The organism is Flavobacterium sp. KH_001 (assembly GCF_057840745.1).
Window position 1 is genome coordinate 447,550 of record NZ_CM174520.1, and the last position, 22,245, is coordinate 469,794.

Here is a 22,245-nt window from a genome sequence, read left to right on the forward strand (position 1 = left end):
GAATTTGTTAAAACTCCAAAAAAAAACCACCCATTAAAAAATGGATGGTTTAAATCTATATATAACCTTACAATTATTTAATTTTGAAAGCTTTTAACCCTGGAAAATAAGCAGTACTTCCTAATTCTTCTTCAATTCTTAATAATTGATTGTATTTTGCCATACGATCAGAACGAGAAGCAGAACCTGTTTTAATTTGACCACAGTTTAAAGCTACAGCTAAATCTGCAATAGTATTATCTTCTGTCTCTCCAGAACGATGAGACATTACAGAAGTATAACCAGCATTCTTAGCCATATTTACAGCAGCAATCGTTTCAGTTAAAGTACCAATTTGGTTTACTTTTACTAAAATTGAATTTGCAATTCCTTTTTCAATACCTGTAGATAAACGCTCAACATTAGTAACAAATAAATCATCACCTACTAATTGTACTTTATCTCCAATTTTATCTGTTAAATATTTCCATCCATTCCAGTCATCTTCGTACATACCATCTTCGATAGAAATAATTGGATATTTAGCAGCAAGTTCAGCTAAATAATCAGCTTGTTCTTCAGAAGTTCTGATTTTTCCAGTTTCACCTTCAAATTTAGTATAATCGTATTTACCGTTTACATAAAACTCAGAAGCAGCACAGTCAAGAGCAATCATAATTTCGTCACCGAAAGAATACCCTGCTTTTTCAACTGCTAATTTAATTGTATCCAAGGCGTCTTCGGTACCACCAGCTAAATTTGGCGCAAAACCACCTTCATCACCTACAGCAGTACTCAAACCTCTGTCGTGTAATACTTTTTTCAAACTGTGAAAAATTTCAGTTCCCATTTGCATAGCATGTGTAAATGAAGTTGCCTTTACAGGGAAAATCATAAACTCCTGAAATGCAATTGGAGCATCAGAGTGAGAACCACCATTGATGATGTTCATCATCGGAACAGGTAATGTATTAGCAGAAACTCCACCAACATATCTGTACAACGGCAATCCAAGTTCATTTGCAGCAGCTTTTGCAGCAGCTAAAGAAACTCCTAAAATAGCATTAGCTCCTAATTTAGATTTATTAGGCGTTCCGTCTAAATCAATCATTAATTGATCGATAGTGTTTTGTTCGAAAACAGAAGTTCCAACTAATTCTTCAGCAATAACAGTATTTACATTATTCACTGCATTTAAAACTCCTTTTCCTAGAAATGCTTTTCCTCCGTCACGTAATTCAACAGCTTCGTGCTCTCCAGTAGATGCTCCAGATGGAACAGCAGCTCTTCCTAAAACTCCATTTTCAGTTACTACATCAACTTCAATAGTAGGATTACCTCTAGAATCAAAAATTTGTCTTGCGTGAACTTTAATTATAATACTCATTATTTTTGTTTTTTATTAATAAATTATATTTTTTTTCGAAATTATAAAAATATTTAATAGAAAAAATGCATTCTTACTATTAAACACCTTTATTTATTAACTATATCGTTTTAGCAGTAGCTAGTTTTATATTCTCAACAAACTGATCGAACAAGTAAGAAGAATCATGTGGTCCTGGACTTGCTTCAGGATGATATTGAACTGAAAAACAATTTTTATTTTTCATTCTCATACCAGCAACTGTTTCATCGTTTAAATGCAGATGTGTAATTTCTAAATCAGGATGATTGTCCAGTTGCTCTTTATTAACTGCAAAACCATGATTTTGAGAAGTAATTTCTCCTTTACCAGTAATAATATTTTTTACCGGATGATTTATTCCACGATGTCCATTAAACATTTTATAAGTTTCAACTCCATTTGCTAAAGCAATAACTTGGTGTCCTAGACAAATTCCGAACAAAGGATTATCATTAGCTAAAATTTCTTTTGCTACTTCGATAGCACCAAATAGAGGATCCGGATCTCCAGGTCCATTTGACAGGAAATATCCATCTGGATTAAACGACGCTAAATCTTTATAAGTAGAATTATATGGAAAAACTTTAATATAGCAATCTCTTTTAGCAAGATTTCTCAATATATTCTTTTTTATCCCAAGATCTAAGGCAGAAATTTTATATGTAGCATTTTCATCTCCAAAAAAATAAGGCTCAGCAGTTGAAACTTTTGATGCCAACTCTAAACCTTCCATATTTGGCACATTTGCCAGTTCTTTTTTTAGCTCTTCAATAGAAGTCCCATCTGTGCAAATAACTGCATTCATAGCTCCATTGTCACGTATATAACTTACAAGTGCACGAGTATCAACATCAGAAATACAGATTAAATTTTGCTTTGCAAAATAATCCTCCAAACTTCCTGAAGCATCTTCACGAGAATAATTAAAACTGAAGTTTTTACAAACTAAACCAGCAATTTTGATACTATCAGATTCAATCTCTAAATCATTTACACCATAATTTCCAATGTGTGCATTAGTAGCTACCATAATTTGACCAAAATACGAAGGATCAGTAAAAATCTCCTGATATCCCGTCATTCCAGTATTAAAACAAACTTCACCAAAAGTCTTACCGCTGATCCCGATAGATTTTCCGTGAAAAATTGTTCCATCACTTAGTAATAAAATGGCGCTTTGTCGTGTTGTGTATTTCATTCTTTAATTTGTATTGTTTTTAATCGGTATAAAACCAGCCAGACTTGTTTTACTTGTAATTAGATATTTTGCAAATTTACTTCTTTAAAAGAGCGCTTCCAAGATTTTTTAAAAATTTCATTCATAAAAATAAAACCTAAGTATTCAAATAAGTTATATTTTGATTTCTTTAAAAAAAATCAAAAAAAAAGGATAAACTAAAAATTAGCTTATCCTTGATTTTTATAGAATCATTACTTTCATAATTATTCAGAAGCTTCAGTAGTCGTTTCTGACTCAGCAGCTGGAGCCTCAGTAGTTTCCTCAGCTTTTTTTGCTTTACCACCACGACGGCTTTTTGCTTTTTTAACTTCTTTTTTACCTCCATTGTAAAGTTCATTGAAATCTACAAGTTCGATCATTGCCATATCAGCATTATCTCCCAAACGATTTCCAACTTTAATGATACGAGTGTATCCACCTGGACGGTCTCCAACTTTAGCAGCTACGTCTCTGAACAAGTCAGTTACCGCATATTTGCTACGTAAGTAAGCAAAAACAATACGACGATTGTGAGTCGTATCTTCTTTTGATTTTGTGATTAAAGGCTCAACGAATTGTTTAAGCGCTTTAGCCTTAGCAACAGTAGTGTTAATACGTTTGTGCTCAATAAGAGAACAAGCCATATTAGCTAACATAGCTTTTCTATGTCCAGTCTGTCTGCTTAAGTGATTGAATTTTTTTCCGTGTCTCATTGCTATTTTAAATTTAATCCGCCGTGGCGGATTGAATTATTCTTTATCTAATTTGTATTTAGCTAAATCCATTCCGAAAGTTAAATTTTTAACTGCTACAAGTTCATCTAGCTCTGTTAAAGATTTTTTACCAAAATTACGGAATTTCATTAGGTCATTTTTATTGAACGATACTAAATCACCAAGTGTATCAACTTCAGCCGCTTTCAAGCAATTTAATGCTCTCACAGATAAATCCATATCAACAAGCTTAGTTTTAAGCAATTGTCTCATATGCAATGACTCTTCATCATACGATTCTGTTTGTGCAATTTCGTCAGCCTCGAGTGTAATTCTTTCGTCAGAAAACAACATGAAGTGGTGAATTAAAACCTTAGCAGCTTCAGTAAGAGCATCTTTTGGATTAATTGATCCATCAGTTTTAATTTCAAAAACTAATTTTTCGTAATCTGTTTTTTGCTCTACACGGAAGTTTTCAATTGCATATTTTACATTTTTTACCGGAGTAAAAATAGAGTCTGTAAAAATGGTTCCAATTGCAGCATTCTGTTTTTTGTTCTCCTCAGCAGGAACATATCCTCTACCTTTCTCGATTGTTAAATCGAAGTTCAATTTGATTTTAGAATCTAAATTACAGATAACAAGGTCTGGATTCAAAACTTGAAAACCTGAAATAAATTTTTGAAAATCACCTGCTGTTAATTGATCTTTACCAGAAACAGAAATTGTAACTGCTTCATTATCGATATCTTCGATCTGACGTTTGAAACGTACTTGTTTTAGATTAAGGATAATTTCGGTAACATCTTCAACAACACCTGAAATAGTAGAAAACTCATGATCTACACCTTCGATACGAACAGATGTAATTGCATAACCTTCTAATGCTGAAAGCAAAACTCTTCTAAGTGCATTACCAACTGTCAATCCATAACCAGGTTCTAAAGGTCTAAATTCGAATTTACCTTCAAAATCGGTTGAATCGATCATGATAACTTTATCGGGCTTTTGAAAATTAAATATTGCCATAAATTTCGACTAAGTCAATTATTATTTGTTGTACAACTCTACGATTAATTGTTCTTTAATGTTTTCTGGAATCTGAAGTCTTGCAGGTACAGAAACAAAAGTTCCTTCTTTAAGATCATTATTCCAAGTAATCCATTCATAAACATGACTTGAATTTGACAAAGAACGTTCGATAGCTTCTAAAGATTTAGATTTTTCACGAACTGCCACTTTATCACCAGGTTTAAGGTGGTAAGAAGCGATATTTACAACTTCACCATTAACAGTAACGTGTCTGTGAGAAACTAATTGTCTAGCACCTCTTCTAGAAGGAGCGATACCCATTCTAAAAACAACGTTATCTAATCTTGCCTCACATAATTGTAAAAGAACTTCACCAGTAACACCTTTAGTAGCTGATGCTTTTTTGAATAAATTTCTGAATTGTTTTTCTAAAATTCCGTAAGAATATTTAGCTTTTTGCTTTTCCATTAACTGAACAGCGTACTCAGATTTTTTACCTCTTTTTTTAGCCATCCCGTGTTGTCCAGGTGGATAATTTCTTTTTTCGAAAGATTTATCATCTCCGAAGATTGCTTCGCCAAATTTACGAGCAATTCTAGTTTTTGGACCAGTATATCTTGCCATTTCTAAAAAATTAAATTTAAGGTAGAGATTATGAATTCAGGTCAAATCCTTCGATAATCTATATTCTACCTTGTTTATACTATGAATAAATAAAATTAAACTCTACGTCTTTTTGGAGGACGACATCCGTTATGAGGCATTGGAGTAACGTCGATAATCTCAGTAACTTCAATTCCACCGTTATGAATAGAACGAATAGCAGACTCACGTCCGTTTCCTGGTCCTTTTACATAAACTTTTACTTTTTTAAGTCCAGCCTCAAGAGCTACTTTACTACAATCTTCTGCTGCCATTTGAGCTGCGTATGGAGTATTCTTTTTAGAACCTCTGAAACCCATTTTACCAGCTGAAGACCAAGAAATAACTTCACCTTTTTTGTTTGTCAAAGAAATGATGATGTTATTGAAGGTAGCAGAAATATGAGCTTCTCCCGTTGATTCAACGATAACTTTACGTTTTTTTGCAGTTGCTTTAGCCATATTACTTATTATTTAGTTGCTTTTTTCTTGTTAGCAACAGTTTTTCTTTTACCTTTTCTTGTTCTAGAGTTGTTTTTAGTTCTTTGCCCTCTTAACGGAAGACCAGATCTATGACGGATACCTCTGTAACAACCAATATCCATTAAACGTTTGATGTTCAAAGAAACTTCAGAACGTAATTCTCCTTCAATTTTGAATGCTCCAACAGCTTCACGAATTGCTCCGATCTCGTCATCATTCCAATCTTGAACTTTTTTGTCTTGGCTAACTTGAGCTTTTTCTAAAATCTCAATAGCTCTACTTCTTCCTAATCCAAAGATATAGGTAAGTGCTATAACACCTCTTTTATTTTTTGGGATATCTACCCCTGCTATTCTTGCCATAATTATCCTTGTCTTTGTTTAAATCTAGGATTCTTTTTGTTTATTACGTACAATCTCCCTTTTCTACGCACAATGATGCACTCGGGACTTCTCTTTTTTACTGATGCTCTAACTTTCATAGTGAATATCCTTTAATATCGATAAGTAATTCTTGCTTTTGACAAATCATAAGGGCTCATTTCCAGTTTCACTTTATCACCAGGTAATAATTTGATGTAATGCATACGCATCTTACCAGAAATATGAGCAATTACAATATGTCCATTTTCTAACTCTACACGGAACATCGCATTTGACAATGCTTCAATGATTGATCCGTCTTGTTCTATTGCTGATTGTTTTGCCATAAATATATTAAGCTACCGCTTTTCTATTTTTACCAGTCTTCATTAAACCATCATAATGTTTGTTTAACAAGTATGAATTGATTTGCTGAATAGTATCTATTGCAACTCCAACCATAATTATTAATGAGGTACCTCCAAAAAACATTGCCCAAGATTGTTGTACATCCATAATACTTACAACAATAGCTGGGAACACAGCAATCAAAGCAAGGAATAAAGATCCTGGGAAAGTTATTAAAGACATCACTTTATCTAAGAAATCTGAAGTTTCAGCACCTGGACGAACTCCCGGGATAAAACCACCGCTTCTTTTTAAATCATCAGCCATTTTGTTAGTAGGAACAGTAATTGCAGTGTAGAAGAATGTAAATACAATAATTAAAGTTGCAAATACAAAATTATACCAAAAACCGAACATATCACTAAATGCTCCAACAATAGATTGTGATGTGTCTGATTTAGACAATCCAGCTACAGCTGCAGGTATAAACATAATTGCCTGAGCAAAAATGATTGGCATAACTCCAGAAGCATTAAGCTTAAGAGGAATCCATTGTCTATTACCACCTGTTAAATCTTGCTCATAATCACCAGTTGTTGTACGACGAGCGTATTGAACCGGGATTCTACGTACTGCCATTGTAAGCAATACACAAGCAATAATCACTAATAACCACACAATAATTTCAATAACTAATAACATTGGACCTCCATTGTTATTGGTAACTCTCGTTGTAAACTCTTGAATAAAAGCTTGAGGTAAACGAGCTAAGATACCAACCATAATTAATAATGAAATTCCATTTCCAATACCTTTATCTGTAATTTTCTCTCCAAGCCACATAGCAAAGATTGTACCTGTCACTAAAATGATAACAGATGAGAACAAAAATTCAGGAGAATTAAAGCCTAGTAAGAATGCACTACCAGGCAATGTTCTGTATAAATTATAGATATAAGTTGGACCTTGAACCAGTGTAATAGCTATAGTCAACCAACGAGTGATTTGATTAATCTTTTTTCTACCACTTTCTCCATCGTTTTGAAGTTTTTGTAAATAAGGAATAGCAATTCCCATCAACTGAACCACAATAGACGCAGAAATATAAGGCATAATACCTAAAGCAAAAACTGAAGCTTTAGAGAAAGCACCCCCAGTAAACATGTCTAGGATAGATCCTAAACCATTTTTAGTTTGTCCCGCTAAACCAGTTAATTGAGTTGCATCAATTCCAGGAAGCGTAACGTGTGCACCAAAACGATATACTAAAAGCAATCCTAATGTAATTAAGATTCTGTTTTTCAGTTCTTCGATTTTCCAAACATTACTTATTGATTCAATAAATTTCTTCATCTTAATAGATAAGTTATATAGTTACAGCTTCTCCACCAGCAGCCTCAATAGCAGCTTTTGCAGTAGCAGTAAATTTGTGGGCAGTTACTTTTAATTTTGCTTTCAATTCTCCTCTACCTAAAATCTTAACGATCTCATTTTTGGTAGCTAGACGATTTGCTACGAAATCTGTCATAGAAACAGAATCAGTAATCACACCATTGTCTACTAATAATTGAAGCGTATCTAAATTAACACCTTCGTATTCTTTACGATTGATGTTTGTGAAACCAAACTTAGGCACACGTCTTTGAAGTGGCATTTGCCCTCCTTCAAAACCAATCTTTTTAGAATAACCAGAACGAGATTTTGCCCCTTTGTGACCTCTTGCAGCAGTGCCACCTTTTCCAGAACCTTCTCCTCTACCTAATCTTTTATTTTGATTGTGCGTTGATCCTTCAGCTGGTTGTAAGTTACTTAAATTCATAACAGTATTTGTTATTTAGCTTCTTCAACAGAAACTAAGTGTTTAACTTTGTTTATCATACCAAGGATAGCAGGGTTTGAATCATGCTCTACAACTTGTCCCATTTTACGTAGACCTAAAGCTTCCAAACCTCTCTTTTGAGAAAGAGGACAGTTGATTTTGCTTCTTACTTGTTTTACTAATAATTTAGCCATAATTTCCTTGAATTAACCTTTAAAAACTTTTTCTAAAGAAACACCTCTTTGTTTTGCAACAGTGTGAGCGCTTCTCATTTGTAATAAAGCATCAAAAGTTGCTTTCACTACGTTATGAGGATTTGATGATCCTTGAGATTTAGACAATACATCGTGAATACCTACTGATTCAAGAACTGAACGAACAGCTCCACCAGCAATAACTCCTGTACCATGAGAAGCAGGAATTAAGAATACACGTGCACCACCAAATTTACCTTTTTGTTCGTGAGGAACAGATTGTCCATTCAAAGGAATTTTTACTAAATTTTTCTTAGCATCTTCTACTGCTTTCGCAATTGCTTCAGAAACGTCTTTAGATTTTCCTAATCCGTGACCAACTACTCCATTTTCATCACCTACAACTACAATAGCAGAAAAACCGAAAGCTCTACCACCTTTTGTAACTTTAGTAACACGATTAACACTTACCAGACGATCTTTAAGTTCAAGACCACTTGGTTTTACCAATTCTACATTTTTGTATTTAGACATAATATATTAGAATTTAAGTCCAGCCGCTCTTGCGCCTTCTGCTAATGATTTAATACGACCGTGATATAAATAACCTCCTCTATCAAAAGTGATGGTATCAATCCCAGCTTTTAACGCTTTTTCAGCAACTAGTTTTCCAACAGCAGCAGCTACTTCAACGTTAGTACCTTTTCCTATTTCTTTTTCTCTTGAAGATGCAGCTAATATAGTAACTCCATTTACATCATCAATAAGTTGAGCGTAAATTTCTTTGTTACTTCTAAATACAGATAGTCTTGGGTTAGTAGCAGTACCACTAATCGATTTTCTAATTCTGAATCTAATTCTCTGTCTTCTATCAGATTTTGTTAATGACATAATCTTATTTTTTAAGCTGATTTACCTGCTTTTCTTCTTAATACTTCACCCACAAATTTAACACCTTTTCCTTTGTATGGCTCTGGCTTACGGAAACCTCTGATTTTCGCAGCAACCTGACCTAAAAGTTGTTTATCAAATGATGTTAATTTTACGATAGGGTTTTTACCTTTTTCAGATATTGTTTCTAAAGCTACTTCTGGAGCAATTTCTAAAACAATATTGTGAGAATATCCAAGTGCTAAATCTAATTTTTGACCTTGGTTTGAAGCTCTATAACCAACTCCAACTAATTCTAGTTCTTTTGTAAAACCTTCTGATACACCAATAATCATATTATTGATTAATGATCTGTATAATCCGTGTTTTGCTCTTTGGTCTTTATGATCAGACGATCTTTCAACTTGAACCTGATCGCCTTCAACTGTTACAGTTACGTCCGAAAACTCCTGAGTAAGTTGACCTTTTTTTCCTTTTACTGTAATAATACCGTCTTTAACTTCTACAGTTACGCCAGCAGGGACTACAATTGGGCTTTTACCTATTCTTGACATCTTATTTAGTCTTTAAAATTAGTATACGTAACAAATTACTTCACCACCTACATTTAATTGTTTCGCTTGTTTTCCAGTCATAAGACCTTTTGAAGTTGAAACAATAGCAATTCCTAATCCATTAAGGATTCTTGGTAATTTGGCAGCACCTGCATATTTACGTAAACCAGGTTTACTAATTCTTTGGATATCTTTAATTACAGGCTCTTTAGTATCTTTATCATACTTCAAAGCGATTTTGATAGAACCTTGAACAGTGTTCGTCTCAAATTTGTAACTCAAGATATAACCTTGATCAAATAAGATCTTAGTTATTTCTTTTTTAAGATTAGAAGCTGGAATTTCAACAACTTTGTGGTTTGCAGCCACAGCGTTACGAACTCTAGTCAAATAATCTGCAATAGGATCTGTATACATATGTATTTGATTGCGATTATGGTTTTCGGGAGGCACTCGCCTCCCGAACCTTTAATCAATTAAAAATTATTTTTTGGTTTGCAAAAGTAGTAACTTATTGCGAGATTACCAAGACGCCTTTTTAACTCCAGGAATTAATCCATTATTAGCCATCTCACGGAAAGTTACACGTGAAATACCAAATTGACGAATATAACCTCTTGGTCTACCTGTTAATTTACAACGATTGTGTAAACGAACTGGTGAAGCATTTTTCGGTAATTTTTGTAATCCTTCAAAATCTCCAGCTTCTTTCAAAGCTTTTCTTTTTTCAGCATACTTAGCTACCGTTTTCTCTCTTTTCACCTCACGGGCTTTCATTGATTCTTTAGCCATGTCTTAATTCTTTTTAAAAGGTAATCCTAATTCAGCCAATAATGACTTTGCTTCCTTGTCTGTTTTTGCAGTAGTAACAAATGTAATATCCATTCCTGAAATTTTGTTTACTTTGTCAATATCAATTTCTGGGAAAATGATTTGCTCTAAAACTCCAAGATTGTAATTACCTCTTCCGTCGAAACCAGTAGCTTTGATACCACTAAAATCTCTAACGCGCGGTAAAGCAGAAGTAATAAGTCTATCTAAAAACTCATACATTCTTTCACCACGTAAAGTAACTTTTGCTCCAATAGGCATCCCTTTTCTCAATTTGAAAGACGCAACGTCTTTCTTTGAAATTGTAGATACTGCTTTTTGTCCAGTGATCTTTGTTAACTCATCAACTGCATAGTCAATAAGTTTTTTATCAGATACAGCTGCACCAACTCCACGGCTCAAAACGATTTTTTCAAGTTTTGGAACTTGCATTACGTTTGTATATCCGAATTCCTCTTTAAGAGCAGAGATTACTCTACTCTTATATTCTTCTTTTAGTCTAGGTGTATATGCCATTACTATAGTACTTGATTAGATTTTTTTGAAAATCTTACTTTCTTATCTCCCTCTACTCTAATACCAACTCTAGTTGTTTCCTTTGTTTTAGGATCAATTAGTGAAATGTTAGATATTTGTATAGAAGCTTCTTTCTTAACGATACCACCTTGAGGGTTTTTAGCACTTGGTTTTGTATGTTTCGAAACCATGTTTACACCTTCAACTATCGCTTTATTTTTCTCACGGTAAACACGTAAAACTTTACCTTCAGCACCTTTATGGTCTCCAGCAATAACTCTTACGATATCTCCTGATTTTATTTTTAGCTTTATCATCTTAAAACGAATTAAAGCACTTCTGGTGCTAATGATACAATTTTCATGAATTGTTTTTCACGAAGTTCTCTTGCTACCGGACCAAAAACACGTGTTCCTCTCATTTCCCCTGCAGCGTTCAAAAGAACACATGCATTATCATCGAAACGGATATAAGAACCATCAGCTCTTCTCACTTCTTTTTTGGTACGTACAACAACTGCAGTTGAAACAGCTCCTTTTTTAACGTTACCGTTAGGAGTTGCATCTTTAATAGATACTACAATCTTGTCACCAACAGAGGCATACCTTCTTTTGGTACCTCCTAAAACACGGATAGTTAAAACTTCTTTTGCTCCCGTGTTATCTGCTACTTTTAGTCTTGATTCCTGTTGTACCATAATTATTTAGCTCTTTCTAAGATTTCAACTAATCTCCAACATTTTGTTTTACTTAAAGGACGCGTTTCGCTAATTCTTACAGTATCTCCAATGTTACAGTCGTTTGTTTCGTCGTGTGCAACGTATTTCTTTGTTTTCAACACGAACTTACCGTATAATGGGTGTTTTACTTTTCTTACTTCAGCAATAACAATAGACTTATCCATTTTATTTGAAGTAACAACACCTATTCTTTCTTTTCTTAAATTTCTTTTTTCTTCCATCTTTCAGCAGAATACAATTATTGTAACTCTCTTTTAGTTAACTCTGTAGCCAATCTTGCAACTGTTCTTCTTACACTTCTAATCTGAAGTGGATTCTCAATTGGAGAAATAGCGTGAGCCATTTTTAGGTCAGCATATATTTTCTTAGTTTGACTAAGTTTTTCTTGCAACTCCGCTGCAGAAAGATCTTTTATTTCTGATTGTTTCATAATATAAATTTAATTATGCTTCGAAATCTCTAGCAACGACGAATTTAGTTTTTACTGGAAGCTTTTGAGCTGCAAGACGTAAAGCCTCTTTTGCAACTGATAAAGGAACTCCTCCAACTTCAAACATAATTCTTCCGGGTTTAACAACGGCAGCCCAATATTCAACGGCACCTTTACCTTTACCCATACGTACCTCAAGAGGCTTCTTAGTAATTGGTTTGTCTGGAAATATTTTGATCCATAATTGTCCTTCTCTCTTCATGAAACGAGTTGCAGCAATACGTGCAGCTTCGATTTGACGAGAAGTTAAGAACATTCCATCTTCATGTACAGATTTAATACCAAACATTCCATTAGAAAGTTCATGCCCTCTTTGAGAGTTACCTTTCATTTTACCCTTCTGTACCTTACGGTATTTTGTTCTTTTAGGCTGTAACATTTTTCTTTAGTTTAAAAATTTACTTTCTTTTACGAGCGTCTGGTTTACCACCTTTATTAAAAGGTTTTCTGTCTCCTCTCGGAGAATCTCCACCTTTACCGCCACCAGTTCCAGATTGTTTTTTATCCATTCCTGCAAGCGGAGAAAGATCTCTCTTTCCATAAACTTCACCTTTCATGATCCATACTTTGATACCCATTCTACCGTAAGTAGTATGAGCTTCAGCCAAAGCATAATCAATGTCAGCTCTGAAAGTTGATAGAGGAATTCTACCTTCTTTGAAACCTTCTGAACGCGCCATCTCAGCACCATTCAAACGACCAGAAATCAAAACTTTGATACCTTCAGCGTTCATACGCATAGAAGCAGCAATAGCCATTTTGATTGCACGTCTGTAAGAAATACGGCTTTCGATTTGACGAGCGATGCTTGTCGCCACAAGATAAGCATCTAATTCGGGTCTTTTAATTTCAAAGATGTTGATTTGAACCTCTTTGTCAGTAACTTTCTTAAGTTCTTCTTTTAACTTGTCTACCTCTTGTCCACCTTTTCCGATAATGATACCAGGTCTAGCAGTAGTGATAGTAACGGTTACAAGTTTCAAAGTTCTCTCGATGATTACTTTTGATACACTAGCTTTTGATAAACGAGCGTGGATATACTTTCTGATTTTGTGATCTTCGGCAAGTTTATCACCGTAATCATTTCCACCATACCAGTTTGAGTCCCACCCTCTGATGATACCAAGTCTATTTCCAATTGGATTTGTCTTTTGTCCCATGCTGCTTAAGAATTGCTTTGTGTGTTATTGATAGCTCCAAGCACGATTGTTACGTGATTAGAACGTTTTCTTATTCTGTGTGCACGACCTTGCGGAGCTGGACGAAGTCTTTTCAACATCATTCCACCATCTACTCTGATCTCTTTAACAAATAATCCAGCTTCTTCTAAATTACCTTCACTATTTTTTTGCTCCCAGTTGTTGATCGCAGATAATAATAGTTTCTCTAATTTTCTTGAAGCCTCTTTAGAACTGAATCTTAAGATGTTAAGTGCTCTTTCTACCTTCTGACCTCTTACCAAGTCCGCTACTAAGCGCATTTTTCTAGGTGAAGTAGGGCAGTTATTCAATTTTGCGAAAGCAATAGACTTATTAGCCTCTTTTCTCGCATCTGCTGTTTCTCTTTTACGAACTCCCATTGCTTCTTATTTTTTACCTTTATTTTTTGCTCCAGCATGACCTCTAAAAGATCTAGTTGGTGAAAACTCTCCTAATTTGTGACCTACCATGTTTTCTGTTACGTAAACTGGTACAAATTGACGACCGTTATGAACTGCGATAGTTTGTCCAACGAAATCTGGAGTAATCATAGAAGCTCTAGACCAAGTCTTTACTACACTATTTTTACCACTTTCTACGTTTTCCTGAACTTTCTTGTCTAACTTATAATGAACGAAAGGTCCTTTTTTTAATGAACGTGCCATATCTTATTATTTCTTTCTACGTTCTACGATATACTTGTTACTCGGGTTTTTCTTAGAACGAGTTCTATAACCTTTTGCTGGTATTCCATTTCTTGAACGTGGATGTCCACCAGAAGAACGTCCTTCTCCACCACCCATTGGGTGATCAACAGGGTTCATTGCAACAGGTCTTGTTCTAGGTCTTCTTCCTAACCATCTTGTTCTACCAGCTTTTCCTGATACAACTAATTGGTGGTCTGAATTAGAAACAGCTCCAATTGTAGCCGAACAAGTTAACAAGATCAATCTTGTTTCACCAGATGGCATTTTAATTGTAGCATATTTTCCATCTCTTGCCATTAATTGAGCAAATGTACCAGCTGAACGAGCGATTACCGCACCTTGACCTGGACGCAACTCAATACAAGAGATTACAGTTCCTAAAGGAATTCTACTTAAAGGCAATGTATTACCAATTTCCGGTTGAGATTCTGGACCAGAAACTAATTTCTGACCAACTTTCAATCCGTTTTGAGCAATTACATAAGTTTTCTCTCCATCAGCATAAGCTAATAAAGCGATAAATGCAGTACGATTTGGATCGTATTCGATTGATTTCACAGTAGCCGGAATTCCGTCTTTAGTTCTTTTGAAATCAATAATACGATATCTCTGCTTGTGACCACCACCCGTATAACGCATGGTCATCTTTCCTTGACTATTTCTACCTCCAGAGTTTTTTATCGGCGCTATCAAAGAGCGTTCCGGCTTATCAGTTGTAATGGCGTCATAACCATTCACAACTCTAAATCGCTGACCTGGGGTAATAGGTTTTAATTTTCTTACTGACATTTTTCTATCTTAGATATTGTTGTAAAAATCAATTGTTTCTCCTTCTTGTACTTGAACAATCGCTTTCTTAATTGCATTTGTCTTTCCACTGATCAAACCACTTTTAGTGTATTTTGTAGTTCTATCCGGTCTTACGTTCATCGTGTTAACTGAAACGATAGTTACTCCATAAGCAGCTTCAACAGCTTTCTTAATTTGAACTTTGTTTGCTTTTTTGTCAACAACGAATCCGAAGCGGTTTAAAACTTCACTTTCTTTGGTTACTTTTTCTGTTACTATAGGTCTAATTATGATACTCATATTCCTATTATTTGCTTAAATTTTCTTCAATTAACTCCAAAGAACCTTCTAAAAGCACTAAATTATTAGTGTTCAAAATAGCGTAAGTGCTTAATTCTGAGCTAGTTACGACATTAGAAGCCTTTAAATTGCGTGAGGACAAATATACATTTTTATTCGACTCTCCCAACACAAATAGAGATTTTTTATTTTCTAACCCTAAAGCTTTCAAAACGTTAATGAAATTTTTAGTGTTTGGCGCTTCAAAATTAAAGTCTTCAAGAACGATGATATTCGCCTCTTTTGCTTTGATTGAGAAAGCTGATTTTCTAGCCAATCTTTTCAAAGATTTATTCAATTTGAATGAATAACTTCTTGGTCTTGGTCCAAAAACTGTTCCACCACCTTTAAACAATGGATTTTTAATACTTCCCGCACGAGCCGTACCAGTTCCTTTTTGTTTTTTAATCTTACGTGTACTTCCCGTCACTTCAGCTCTTTCTTTAGCTTTGTGAGTACCTTGTCTTTGATTAGCAAGATATTGCTTAACATCAAGGTATACAGCGTGATTGTTTGGTTCAATTGCGAATACTGAATCAGAAAGTTGAACTTTTCTTCCAGTATCTTTTCCGTTGAAATCTAATACTTTTACTTCCATTACTTCTGAATGATTACATAAGAGTTTTTATGTCCAGGAACACATCCTTTAATAACAAGCAAGTTCTTTTCAGCAACTACTTTTAAAACTCTAAGGTTTTGTACTTTTACATTATCTCCTCCCATTCTTCCAGCCATACGCATTCCTTTGAATACTCTAGATGGATAAGAAGAAGCTCCCACAGAACCTGGTGCTCTTAAACGGTTATGTTGACCATGAGTTGCTTGACCAACACCACCAAATCCGTGACGTTTTACAACACCTTGAAAACCTTTACCCTTAGATACACCTTGTACATCTACAAATTCTCCTTCAGCAAAAATAGAAACATCAATAAGATCTCCTAATTTTTGTTCAGTTGCGAAATCTTGGAATTCAACGACTTTTTTCTTAGCAACAGTTCCAGCTTTTTTAAAGTGACCTAAAGCCGCTTTAGTAGAATGTTTCTCGTTTTTGTCATCGAAACCTAGTTGCAACGCTTCGTACCCGTCAACACCTTTGGTTCTGACTTGGGTAACAACACACGGCCCAGCTTCGATTACTGTACAAGGAATGTTTTTCCCGTTTTCGTCGAAAATACTAGTCATGCCGATTTTTTTACCAATTAACCCAGACATAAATATTAATTATTAATTACTAAAATTCCCTTCAATTTGAAAATAACAGAAATTTCCAAACAGGGAGTGCAAAAGTAGACATTAAAATTGAATATACCAAACAGTTACAAAAATTAAATCGCTCATTATCAAAATTCAAGCTTCAAAGCTTCTTTCAATTCTACTAGTTTTATTATAAAAATCCGCCATAATCATTTTAACCCCAAGAAACATTTTTCTTAACAATTATATAATCCCAACTTAAAAAATCTTCCGCAACACCCTAAATAAAAGGCCTTTCACAAAAAACAATATACAGCATTCCAAAAACTTATAATTTAAAAAACCATAAAAAAGAAACTATTACAACAAAAAAAAGCGAGACATTACTGTCTCGCTTTTCTATATAAAATATAATAAAAAATTATACTTTTATCTCTACTTCAACTCCACTTGGCAATTCAAGTTTCATTAATGCATCAATAGTTTTAGATGAAGATGAATAAATATCAATCAATCTCTTGTATGACATTACTTCAAATTGCTCTCTCGCTTTTTTGTTAACGTGCGGAGAACGTAACACAGTGAAAAGTTTTTTGTGAGTTGGTAACGGAATTGGACCTGTTACAACTGCTCCAGTAGTTTTTACTGTTTTTACGATCTTTTCAGCAGATTTATCTACCAACATGTGATCGTAAGATTTTAGTTTTATTCTGATTTTTTGACTCATTTTCTTAAGAATTAAGCGTTACCTTTTGCTTTTTTAATTACAGCTTCTGAAATATTAGAAGGTGTCTCTGCATAATGTGAAAACTCCATTGTTGAAGTAGCTCTACCAGAAGATAATGTTCTTAATGTTGTTACATATCCAAACATCTCTGACAAAGGCACATCAGCCTTAATAGTTTTAGCACCATTTCTGTCACCCATGTCATTAACCTGACCTCTACGACGATTGATATCACCTACGATATCTCCCATGTTTTCTTCAGGAGTAATAACTTCCATTTTCATGATAGGCTCAAGAATAATAGCTCCAGCAGCCTTAGCCACTTCTCTATAACCCATTCTTGCTGCTAATTCAAAAGAAAGTGCATCAGAATCGACAGGGTGGAAAGATCCGTCTGTCAAAGTTACTTTCAAACTATCCACTTGATAACCAGCCAAAGGACCAGTTTTCATAGCTTCACGGAAACCTTTTTCTACAGAAGGAATATATTCCTTAGGAACGTTACCTCCTTTTACTGCATTAATAAACTGTAATCCTACAGGAACTTTACCATCAACTTCGTCAGCTGGCTCAAGTGTAAATACGATATCACCGAATTTACCACGACCTCCTGATTGTTTCTTGTAAGTTTCTCTGTGTGTTGCAGTTCTTGTAAACGCTTCTTTATATTCAACTTGAGGCTCACCTTGGTTCACTTCAACTTTAAATTCACGTTTCATACGATCTACCAAGATATCTAAGTGAAGCTCACCCATACCTGAGATAATTGTTTGCCCTGAAGCTTCATCTGTTCTAACAGTAAATGTCGGATCTTCTTCAGCTAATTTAGCCAAAGCCATACCCATTTTATCAACGTCAGCTTTAGTTTTAGGCTCAATAGCAATACCAATTACCGGTGCAGGGAATTTCATCGACTCAAGAATGATTGGGTGTTTTTCATCACACAATGTATCTCCAGTTTTGATATCTTTAAATCCAACAGCAGCTCCAATATCTCCAGCCTCAATATATTCGATTGGATTTTGTTTGTTAGCGTGCATTTGGTAGATACGAGAAATTCTTTCTTTACTTCCTGAACGAGTGTTCAAAACATAAGAACCAGCATCTAAACGTCCTGAATAAGCACGGAAGAAAGCTAAACGACCTACGAATGGGTCAGTAGCAATTTTAAATGCTAAAGCAGCGAACGGCTCTTTTACATCTGGACGACGTAAGATTTTAGTTTGATCTTCTTCTAACAATTCAGCATCATCAGGATGAATTCCTTCGATACCTTCTTTATCCATTGGAGAAGGCAAATATTTACAAACTGCATCTAACATGAATTGAACCCCTTTGTTTTTAAAAGAAGATCCTGCAATCATCGGGATGATAGCCATATCCATAGTTGCAGCTCTAAGCGCATTGTTAATTTCTTCCTCTGTGATAGAATCTGGATCTTCCATATACTTATCAAGCAAGTTCTCATCGTAATCAGCAACTGCTTCAATAAGAATATCTCTATATTCTTTAACTTCAGCAACCATATCAGCAGGAATCTCAACGATATCAAAAGTTGCCCCTTGAGTTGCATCATGCCAAATGATAGCTTGGTTTTTCACTAAATCCACAACACCTTTGAAATCATTTTCTTCACCAATTGGCAAAGTGATCGCAACAGCATTTGATTTCAACATATCACGAACTTGTTGACAAACTGCCAAAAAGTTAGATCCTTGACGGTCCATCTTGTTAACGAATCCCATACGCGGAACTCTATATTGATCTGCAAGTCTCCAGTTAGTTTCTGATTGCGGCTCAACACCATCAACAGCACTAAACAAGAAAACTAATCCATCAAGTACACGTAAAGAACGATTTACCTCTACAGTAAAGTCAACGTGCCCAGGAGTATCAATAATATTAAAGTGGTACGGCAATGAGTTTGGCAAAAGCTTACCTTGCTCAGTTGGGAAATTCCACTCACAAGTTGTAGCAGCAGAAGTAATTGTAATACCTCTTTCTTGCTCTTGCGCCATCCAGTCCATTGTTGCAGCACCATCGTGTACTTCACCAATTTTATGTGATTTTCCAGTATAAAAAAGGATACGCTCAGTGGTTGTTGTTTTACCAGCATCAATGTGAGCAGCAATTCCGATATTTCTTGTATATTTTAAATCTCTAGCCATTTCTTACGAATTAAAATCTAAAGTGAGAGAAAGCTTTATTAGCTTCTGCCATCTTGTGAGTATCCATTCTTTTCTTAACCGCAGCACCTTCTTCTTTAGCAGCAGCTAAACATTCTGACGCTAAACGTTGTGCCATAGATTTTTCATTTCTTCTTCTAGAATAAAGTATTAACCACTTCATTGCCATAGAAATTTTTCTGTCTGGTCTAATTTGCATTGGAATTTGAAATGTAGCTCCACCTACTCTACGACTACGTACTTCTACGTGAGGCATAACGTTTGTTAAAGCATCTTTCCAAATTTCTAATGAAGATTTTTCTGAATCTTGCTTCTTAGACTCAATGATGTCAATTGCATCATAAAATACTTTGAAAGCTGTAGATTTCTTACCATCCCACATTAAGTTGTTCACAAAACGCGTTACCAATTGGTCGTTAAACCTTGGATCTGGTAAAAGTGGTCTTTTCTTTGCCGCTCTTTTTCTCATGTCTTTTTTTTAATAAAAAGTTATAGGTTATCCGTTAAATGTTTTGTTATAGAATTAAAACTTTCACCTCAATCTAACCCTCAACTCCTAACCTCCAACTCTTAACGTTTTAAATTACTTTTTTGCTTCTTTTGGGCGTTTAGCACCGTACTTAGATCTTCTTTGCGTTCTTCCTGCAACCCCTGACGTGTCAAGCGCTCCACGAACGATATGATATCTAACACCTGGTAAATCTTTTACCCTTCCGCCTCTAACTAATACTATCGAGTGCTCTTGTAAATTGTGTCCTTCTCCAGGGATGTAAGCATTCACCTCATTACCATTTGTCAAACGTACACGCGCAACTTTACGCATTGCAGAGTTTGGTTTTTTTGGTGTAGTAGTGTAAACACGCGTACAAACCCCTCTTCTTTGAGGACAAGAATCTAAAGCAACCGATTTACTCTTCTTAGTTATCTGAGTTCTTCCTGTTCTTACTAATTGTTGAATTGTTGGCATAATTAATACTAAAAATTTATTATGTATATTAAATTCCCGCTTTTTACGGGGTTGCAAATGTATAAAATATTTTTCACTATACAAACGTTAATCCATTAATTTTCAATAACATTATTTAAGCTTATCTTTTTAGAAACAAGCGACATATATTTTCAATACTTTTAACAAATCAAATTACAGCCTTTGAAACAGTCATTATACATATTTTTTTTAAGCATATCTCTTAGCTCTTATGCTCAAAATTTCCATCTAACAATTAAAGGAATAAACGACAATGACAACAGAACGATTGACTCCTTAAATTACACAATTAAACACACTAATATAAAATCCTTATACAACGAAATAAACAGCATCTCAAAAAAGCTTTCCCAAAAAGGCTATCTAGACAATAAAATACTGAAAACAAATAAGATAAACGACAGCTCATATATATCAATTTTTACCTTAAAACAAAGAATAAAATACATCCATATATATATAGGTATAAATAATCCATTTTTCCACTCAAACGAAACTAAAAGCGACACCCTGATTTTACCTTACGAAGAAGCAGAAAATTACCTAAATCAAAAAATGATCGAAGCAGAAAAACAAGGATTTGCATTAAGCAAAATAAAACTCGAAAATATTCAAAAAAAGAATTCAATAATTTTTGCAAGCCTAAATTTTAAATCCGAAAAAAAAAGACAGGTAAATTCCATTATTCTAAATTACACAAATAGCAAAGACAAGACTACTTTCCCGAAAGGACATCTAAAACAACTCAATAAAAAATACCTGCGCAAAATTTTCAATCAAGAAATCACAAAACAACTTTACAACGAAATCAATAGCTATGATTTTGCAAATCAAACAAAATATCCAGAAATACTATTCACAAATGACTCAACCAAAATCTACGTTTATCTTGAAAAAAGAAAAGCAAATACATTTGATGGATACATTGGTTTTTCAAACGACAATGATCAAAAAACAAACATAAACGGATACTTAGATATTTCACTACTCAATACCCTTCATGCTGGAGAACAATTTTCATTATACTGGAAAAGCGACGGAAACCAGCAAACAACTTTTAACACCAAACTGGAAATCCCGTATATATTTAAATCTTCATTGGGGCTAAAAGCCCAATTAAATATTTTCAAACAAGACAGCACTTTTCAGAACACAAAAACAGCAATCGATTTAGCTTACTACATTACTTACCATTCCAAAATCTATCTAGGATACCAATCAACAGAATCTAGCGACATTCAGAACACAAACAGCAAAACAATTAGCGATTTCAAAAACTCATACATCACTTCAACATACGAGTTCAAAAAAATAAATTACCTCAATAATTTAATGGCGCAAAAAGCCACTTTAAACTTCATAACCGGGTTTGGAAAAAGAGACACAAATAACAACGTAAATACAGCTGAACCAAGCCAACAATTTTACATCAATCTAAATGCGTCTTATAACTTCAAGCTTAATGAAAAAAATTTCATTAACATAAATTCACAAAATTTTTACCTGAAGAGCAAAAACTACATTTCAAATGAACTCTTTCGATTTGGGGGAATAAATTCCATTAGAGGTTTTTTAGAAAATAGCCTGCAATCCAACTTTAATTCACTAATTCTTACAGAGTACAGATATAAATTTTCAAAAAATATATACGCAAACACAATTACAGATTACGGCTTATATCAAGACTTAACAACGATTTCCGATCCTAAAAAAATAAAAAAATTAATAGGATTAGGAATTGGCACAACTATTCAAACAGCAAACGGATTACTAAAGATAACTCTGACAAACGGTGGTTCCAATACAAGCGAATTACAATTATATAACACTATCGTAAACTTATGTTATAATGTTAAATTTTAGGGTTTAATTAAAAAAAAAATCATTAGGAAAG

The 22,245-nt window shown here is 34.3% G+C and carries 35 protein-coding genes; 1 reads left to right on the forward strand and 34 read right to left on the reverse strand.

What is annotated here, in order from left to right:
* Positions 1-73 precede the first annotated feature (73 nt).
* The 34 genes from eno to rpsL form a co-directional block, all read right to left on the reverse strand.
* Positions 74-1,366 carry a phosphopyruvate hydratase gene (eno, locus tag AC3ITQ_RS02065; protein WP_056195292.1) on the reverse strand — a complete coding sequence of 431 codons (1,293 nt, stop codon included), beginning with the start codon at positions 1,364-1,366 and terminating at the stop codon, positions 74-76.
* Between the two features lie 100 nt (positions 1,367-1,466).
* Positions 1,467-2,585 (reverse strand): glutamine-hydrolyzing carbamoyl-phosphate synthase small subunit, encoded by a 1,119-nt coding sequence (carA, locus tag AC3ITQ_RS02070; protein ID WP_489236632.1) that lies wholly within the window; start codon positions 2,583-2,585, stop codon positions 1,467-1,469.
* Positions 2,586-2,830: 245 nt separating this feature from the next.
* On the reverse strand, positions 2,831-3,319 hold the full coding sequence (gene rplQ / locus AC3ITQ_RS02075; protein WP_007803683.1) for a 50S ribosomal protein L17: 489 nt from the start codon (positions 3,317-3,319) through the stop codon (positions 2,831-2,833).
* A gap of 36 nt (positions 3,320-3,355) precedes the next feature.
* On the reverse strand, positions 3,356-4,348 hold the full coding sequence (locus AC3ITQ_RS02080; protein WP_026109818.1) for a DNA-directed RNA polymerase subunit alpha: 993 nt from the start codon (positions 4,346-4,348) through the stop codon (positions 3,356-3,358).
* A 21-nt stretch (positions 4,349-4,369) separates the two neighbouring features.
* Positions 4,370-4,975, reverse strand: a complete 606-nt coding sequence (rpsD, locus tag AC3ITQ_RS02085) for a 30S ribosomal protein S4 (protein WP_026982953.1) — start codon at positions 4,973-4,975, stop codon at positions 4,370-4,372.
* 95 nt (positions 4,976-5,070) lie between these two features.
* The gene (gene rpsK / locus AC3ITQ_RS02090; RefSeq protein ID WP_007803677.1) at positions 5,071-5,454 is read right to left on the reverse strand and encodes a 30S ribosomal protein S11; all 384 of its coding nucleotides are present in this window, start codon (positions 5,452-5,454) and stop codon (positions 5,071-5,073) included.
* 8 nt (positions 5,455-5,462) lie between these two features.
* The gene (gene rpsM, locus AC3ITQ_RS02095) at positions 5,463-5,837 is read right to left on the reverse strand and encodes a 30S ribosomal protein S13 (protein ID WP_056245953.1); all 375 of its coding nucleotides are present in this window, start codon (positions 5,835-5,837) and stop codon (positions 5,463-5,465) included.
* A gap of 2 nt (positions 5,838-5,839) precedes the next feature.
* The gene (gene ykgO, locus AC3ITQ_RS02100; RefSeq protein WP_072945378.1) at positions 5,840-5,956 is read right to left on the reverse strand and encodes a type B 50S ribosomal protein L36; all 117 of its coding nucleotides are present in this window, start codon (positions 5,954-5,956) and stop codon (positions 5,840-5,842) included.
* A 12-nt stretch (positions 5,957-5,968) separates the two neighbouring features.
* On the reverse strand, positions 5,969-6,184 hold the full coding sequence (gene infA, locus AC3ITQ_RS02105; protein WP_007136545.1) for a translation initiation factor IF-1: 216 nt from the start codon (positions 6,182-6,184) through the stop codon (positions 5,969-5,971).
* Positions 6,185-6,191: 7 nt separating this feature from the next.
* Positions 6,192-7,538, reverse strand: coding sequence for a preprotein translocase subunit SecY (secY, locus tag AC3ITQ_RS02110; protein ID WP_489236633.1), 1,347 nt, complete (start codon positions 7,536-7,538; stop codon positions 6,192-6,194).
* Between the two features lie 13 nt (positions 7,539-7,551).
* The gene (gene rplO / locus AC3ITQ_RS02115; protein WP_026982954.1) at positions 7,552-8,004 is read right to left on the reverse strand and encodes a 50S ribosomal protein L15; all 453 of its coding nucleotides are present in this window, start codon (positions 8,002-8,004) and stop codon (positions 7,552-7,554) included.
* An 11-nt stretch (positions 8,005-8,015) separates the two neighbouring features.
* Positions 8,016-8,198 (reverse strand): 50S ribosomal protein L30, encoded by a 183-nt coding sequence (gene rpmD / locus AC3ITQ_RS02120; RefSeq protein WP_017495010.1) that lies wholly within the window; start codon positions 8,196-8,198, stop codon positions 8,016-8,018.
* Positions 8,199-8,210: 12 nt separating this feature from the next.
* On the reverse strand, positions 8,211-8,735 hold the full coding sequence (gene rpsE / locus AC3ITQ_RS02125) for a 30S ribosomal protein S5 (protein ID WP_085950926.1): 525 nt from the start codon (positions 8,733-8,735) through the stop codon (positions 8,211-8,213).
* A 3-nt stretch (positions 8,736-8,738) separates the two neighbouring features.
* Positions 8,739-9,089: a 50S ribosomal protein L18 gene (rplR, locus tag AC3ITQ_RS02130; protein ID WP_072974805.1), complete on the reverse strand. Its 351-nt coding sequence runs from the start codon at positions 9,087-9,089 to the stop codon at positions 8,739-8,741.
* A gap of 11 nt (positions 9,090-9,100) precedes the next feature.
* A complete protein-coding gene (rplF, locus tag AC3ITQ_RS02135) occupies positions 9,101-9,643 on the reverse strand; it encodes a 50S ribosomal protein L6 (RefSeq protein ID WP_489236634.1) in 543 nt (180 codons plus the stop codon).
* Positions 9,644-9,661: 18 nt separating this feature from the next.
* Positions 9,662-10,060, reverse strand: a complete 399-nt coding sequence (rpsH, locus tag AC3ITQ_RS02140; RefSeq protein ID WP_029272051.1) for a 30S ribosomal protein S8 — start codon at positions 10,058-10,060, stop codon at positions 9,662-9,664.
* Positions 10,061-10,165: 105 nt separating this feature from the next.
* The gene (gene rpsN, locus AC3ITQ_RS02145) at positions 10,166-10,435 is read right to left on the reverse strand and encodes a 30S ribosomal protein S14 (protein WP_007803655.1); all 270 of its coding nucleotides are present in this window, start codon (positions 10,433-10,435) and stop codon (positions 10,166-10,168) included.
* A 3-nt stretch (positions 10,436-10,438) separates the two neighbouring features.
* Entirely contained in the window at positions 10,439-10,990 is a 552-nt protein-coding gene (rplE, locus tag AC3ITQ_RS02150) for a 50S ribosomal protein L5 (protein ID WP_017495015.1), read from the reverse strand.
* A gap of 2 nt (positions 10,991-10,992) precedes the next feature.
* A complete protein-coding gene (rplX, locus tag AC3ITQ_RS02155) occupies positions 10,993-11,307 on the reverse strand; it encodes a 50S ribosomal protein L24 (RefSeq protein ID WP_007803650.1) in 315 nt (104 codons plus the stop codon).
* Between the two features lie 11 nt (positions 11,308-11,318).
* On the reverse strand, positions 11,319-11,687 hold the full coding sequence (rplN, locus tag AC3ITQ_RS02160; RefSeq protein ID WP_007803649.1) for a 50S ribosomal protein L14: 369 nt from the start codon (positions 11,685-11,687) through the stop codon (positions 11,319-11,321).
* A 2-nt stretch (positions 11,688-11,689) separates the two neighbouring features.
* On the reverse strand, positions 11,690-11,950 hold the full coding sequence (gene rpsQ / locus AC3ITQ_RS02165; protein WP_007803646.1) for a 30S ribosomal protein S17: 261 nt from the start codon (positions 11,948-11,950) through the stop codon (positions 11,690-11,692).
* A 17-nt stretch (positions 11,951-11,967) separates the two neighbouring features.
* Positions 11,968-12,159, reverse strand: a complete 192-nt coding sequence (rpmC, locus tag AC3ITQ_RS02170) for a 50S ribosomal protein L29 (protein WP_007803639.1) — start codon at positions 12,157-12,159, stop codon at positions 11,968-11,970.
* A gap of 13 nt (positions 12,160-12,172) precedes the next feature.
* On the reverse strand, positions 12,173-12,598 hold the full coding sequence (gene rplP, locus AC3ITQ_RS02175; protein WP_007803637.1) for a 50S ribosomal protein L16: 426 nt from the start codon (positions 12,596-12,598) through the stop codon (positions 12,173-12,175).
* Positions 12,599-12,617: 19 nt separating this feature from the next.
* Positions 12,618-13,379 (reverse strand): 30S ribosomal protein S3, encoded by a 762-nt coding sequence (gene rpsC, locus AC3ITQ_RS02180; protein ID WP_007803635.1) that lies wholly within the window; start codon positions 13,377-13,379, stop codon positions 12,618-12,620.
* Positions 13,380-13,384: 5 nt separating this feature from the next.
* On the reverse strand, positions 13,385-13,798 hold the full coding sequence (gene rplV / locus AC3ITQ_RS02185) for a 50S ribosomal protein L22 (RefSeq protein WP_007803631.1): 414 nt from the start codon (positions 13,796-13,798) through the stop codon (positions 13,385-13,387).
* Positions 13,799-13,804: 6 nt separating this feature from the next.
* Positions 13,805-14,083 carry a 30S ribosomal protein S19 gene (gene rpsS / locus AC3ITQ_RS02190; protein WP_012022488.1) on the reverse strand — a complete coding sequence of 93 codons (279 nt, stop codon included), beginning with the start codon at positions 14,081-14,083 and terminating at the stop codon, positions 13,805-13,807.
* A 6-nt stretch (positions 14,084-14,089) separates the two neighbouring features.
* Entirely contained in the window at positions 14,090-14,914 is an 825-nt protein-coding gene (gene rplB / locus AC3ITQ_RS02195) for a 50S ribosomal protein L2 (RefSeq protein WP_007803623.1), read from the reverse strand.
* Between the two features lie 9 nt (positions 14,915-14,923).
* Complete coding sequence (gene rplW, locus AC3ITQ_RS02200; protein WP_017495018.1) at positions 14,924-15,214, reverse strand: 50S ribosomal protein L23; 291 nt, start codon at positions 15,212-15,214, stop codon at positions 14,924-14,926.
* Positions 15,215-15,221: 7 nt separating this feature from the next.
* Positions 15,222-15,851 (reverse strand): 50S ribosomal protein L4, encoded by a 630-nt coding sequence (gene rplD, locus AC3ITQ_RS02205; RefSeq protein ID WP_026982957.1) that lies wholly within the window; start codon positions 15,849-15,851, stop codon positions 15,222-15,224.
* Entirely contained in the window at positions 15,851-16,468 is a 618-nt protein-coding gene (rplC, locus tag AC3ITQ_RS02210; protein WP_007803612.1) for a 50S ribosomal protein L3, read from the reverse strand. The genes rplD and rplC overlap by 1 nt, the downstream gene beginning before the upstream one ends.
* Before the next feature lie 403 nt (positions 16,469-16,871).
* Positions 16,872-17,177 (reverse strand): 30S ribosomal protein S10, encoded by a 306-nt coding sequence (rpsJ, locus tag AC3ITQ_RS02215; protein WP_007803605.1) that lies wholly within the window; start codon positions 17,175-17,177, stop codon positions 16,872-16,874.
* An 11-nt stretch (positions 17,178-17,188) separates the two neighbouring features.
* The gene (gene fusA, locus AC3ITQ_RS02220) at positions 17,189-19,345 is read right to left on the reverse strand and encodes an elongation factor G (RefSeq protein ID WP_026982959.1); all 2,157 of its coding nucleotides are present in this window, start codon (positions 19,343-19,345) and stop codon (positions 17,189-17,191) included.
* A 10-nt stretch (positions 19,346-19,355) separates the two neighbouring features.
* Positions 19,356-19,832, reverse strand: a complete 477-nt coding sequence (gene rpsG / locus AC3ITQ_RS02225) for a 30S ribosomal protein S7 (RefSeq protein WP_007803600.1) — start codon at positions 19,830-19,832, stop codon at positions 19,356-19,358.
* Between the two features lie 114 nt (positions 19,833-19,946).
* Positions 19,947-20,330: a 30S ribosomal protein S12 gene (gene rpsL, locus AC3ITQ_RS02230; protein ID WP_007136570.1), complete on the reverse strand. Its 384-nt coding sequence runs from the start codon at positions 20,328-20,330 to the stop codon at positions 19,947-19,949.
* A gap of 576 nt (positions 20,331-20,906) precedes the next feature.
* Between rpsL and AC3ITQ_RS02235 the strand changes: the two genes are divergently transcribed.
* Complete coding sequence (locus tag AC3ITQ_RS02235; protein ID WP_489236635.1) at positions 20,907-22,214, forward strand: BamA/TamA family outer membrane protein; 1,308 nt, start codon at positions 20,907-20,909, stop codon at positions 22,212-22,214.
* Positions 22,215-22,245: the final 31 nt, after the last annotated feature.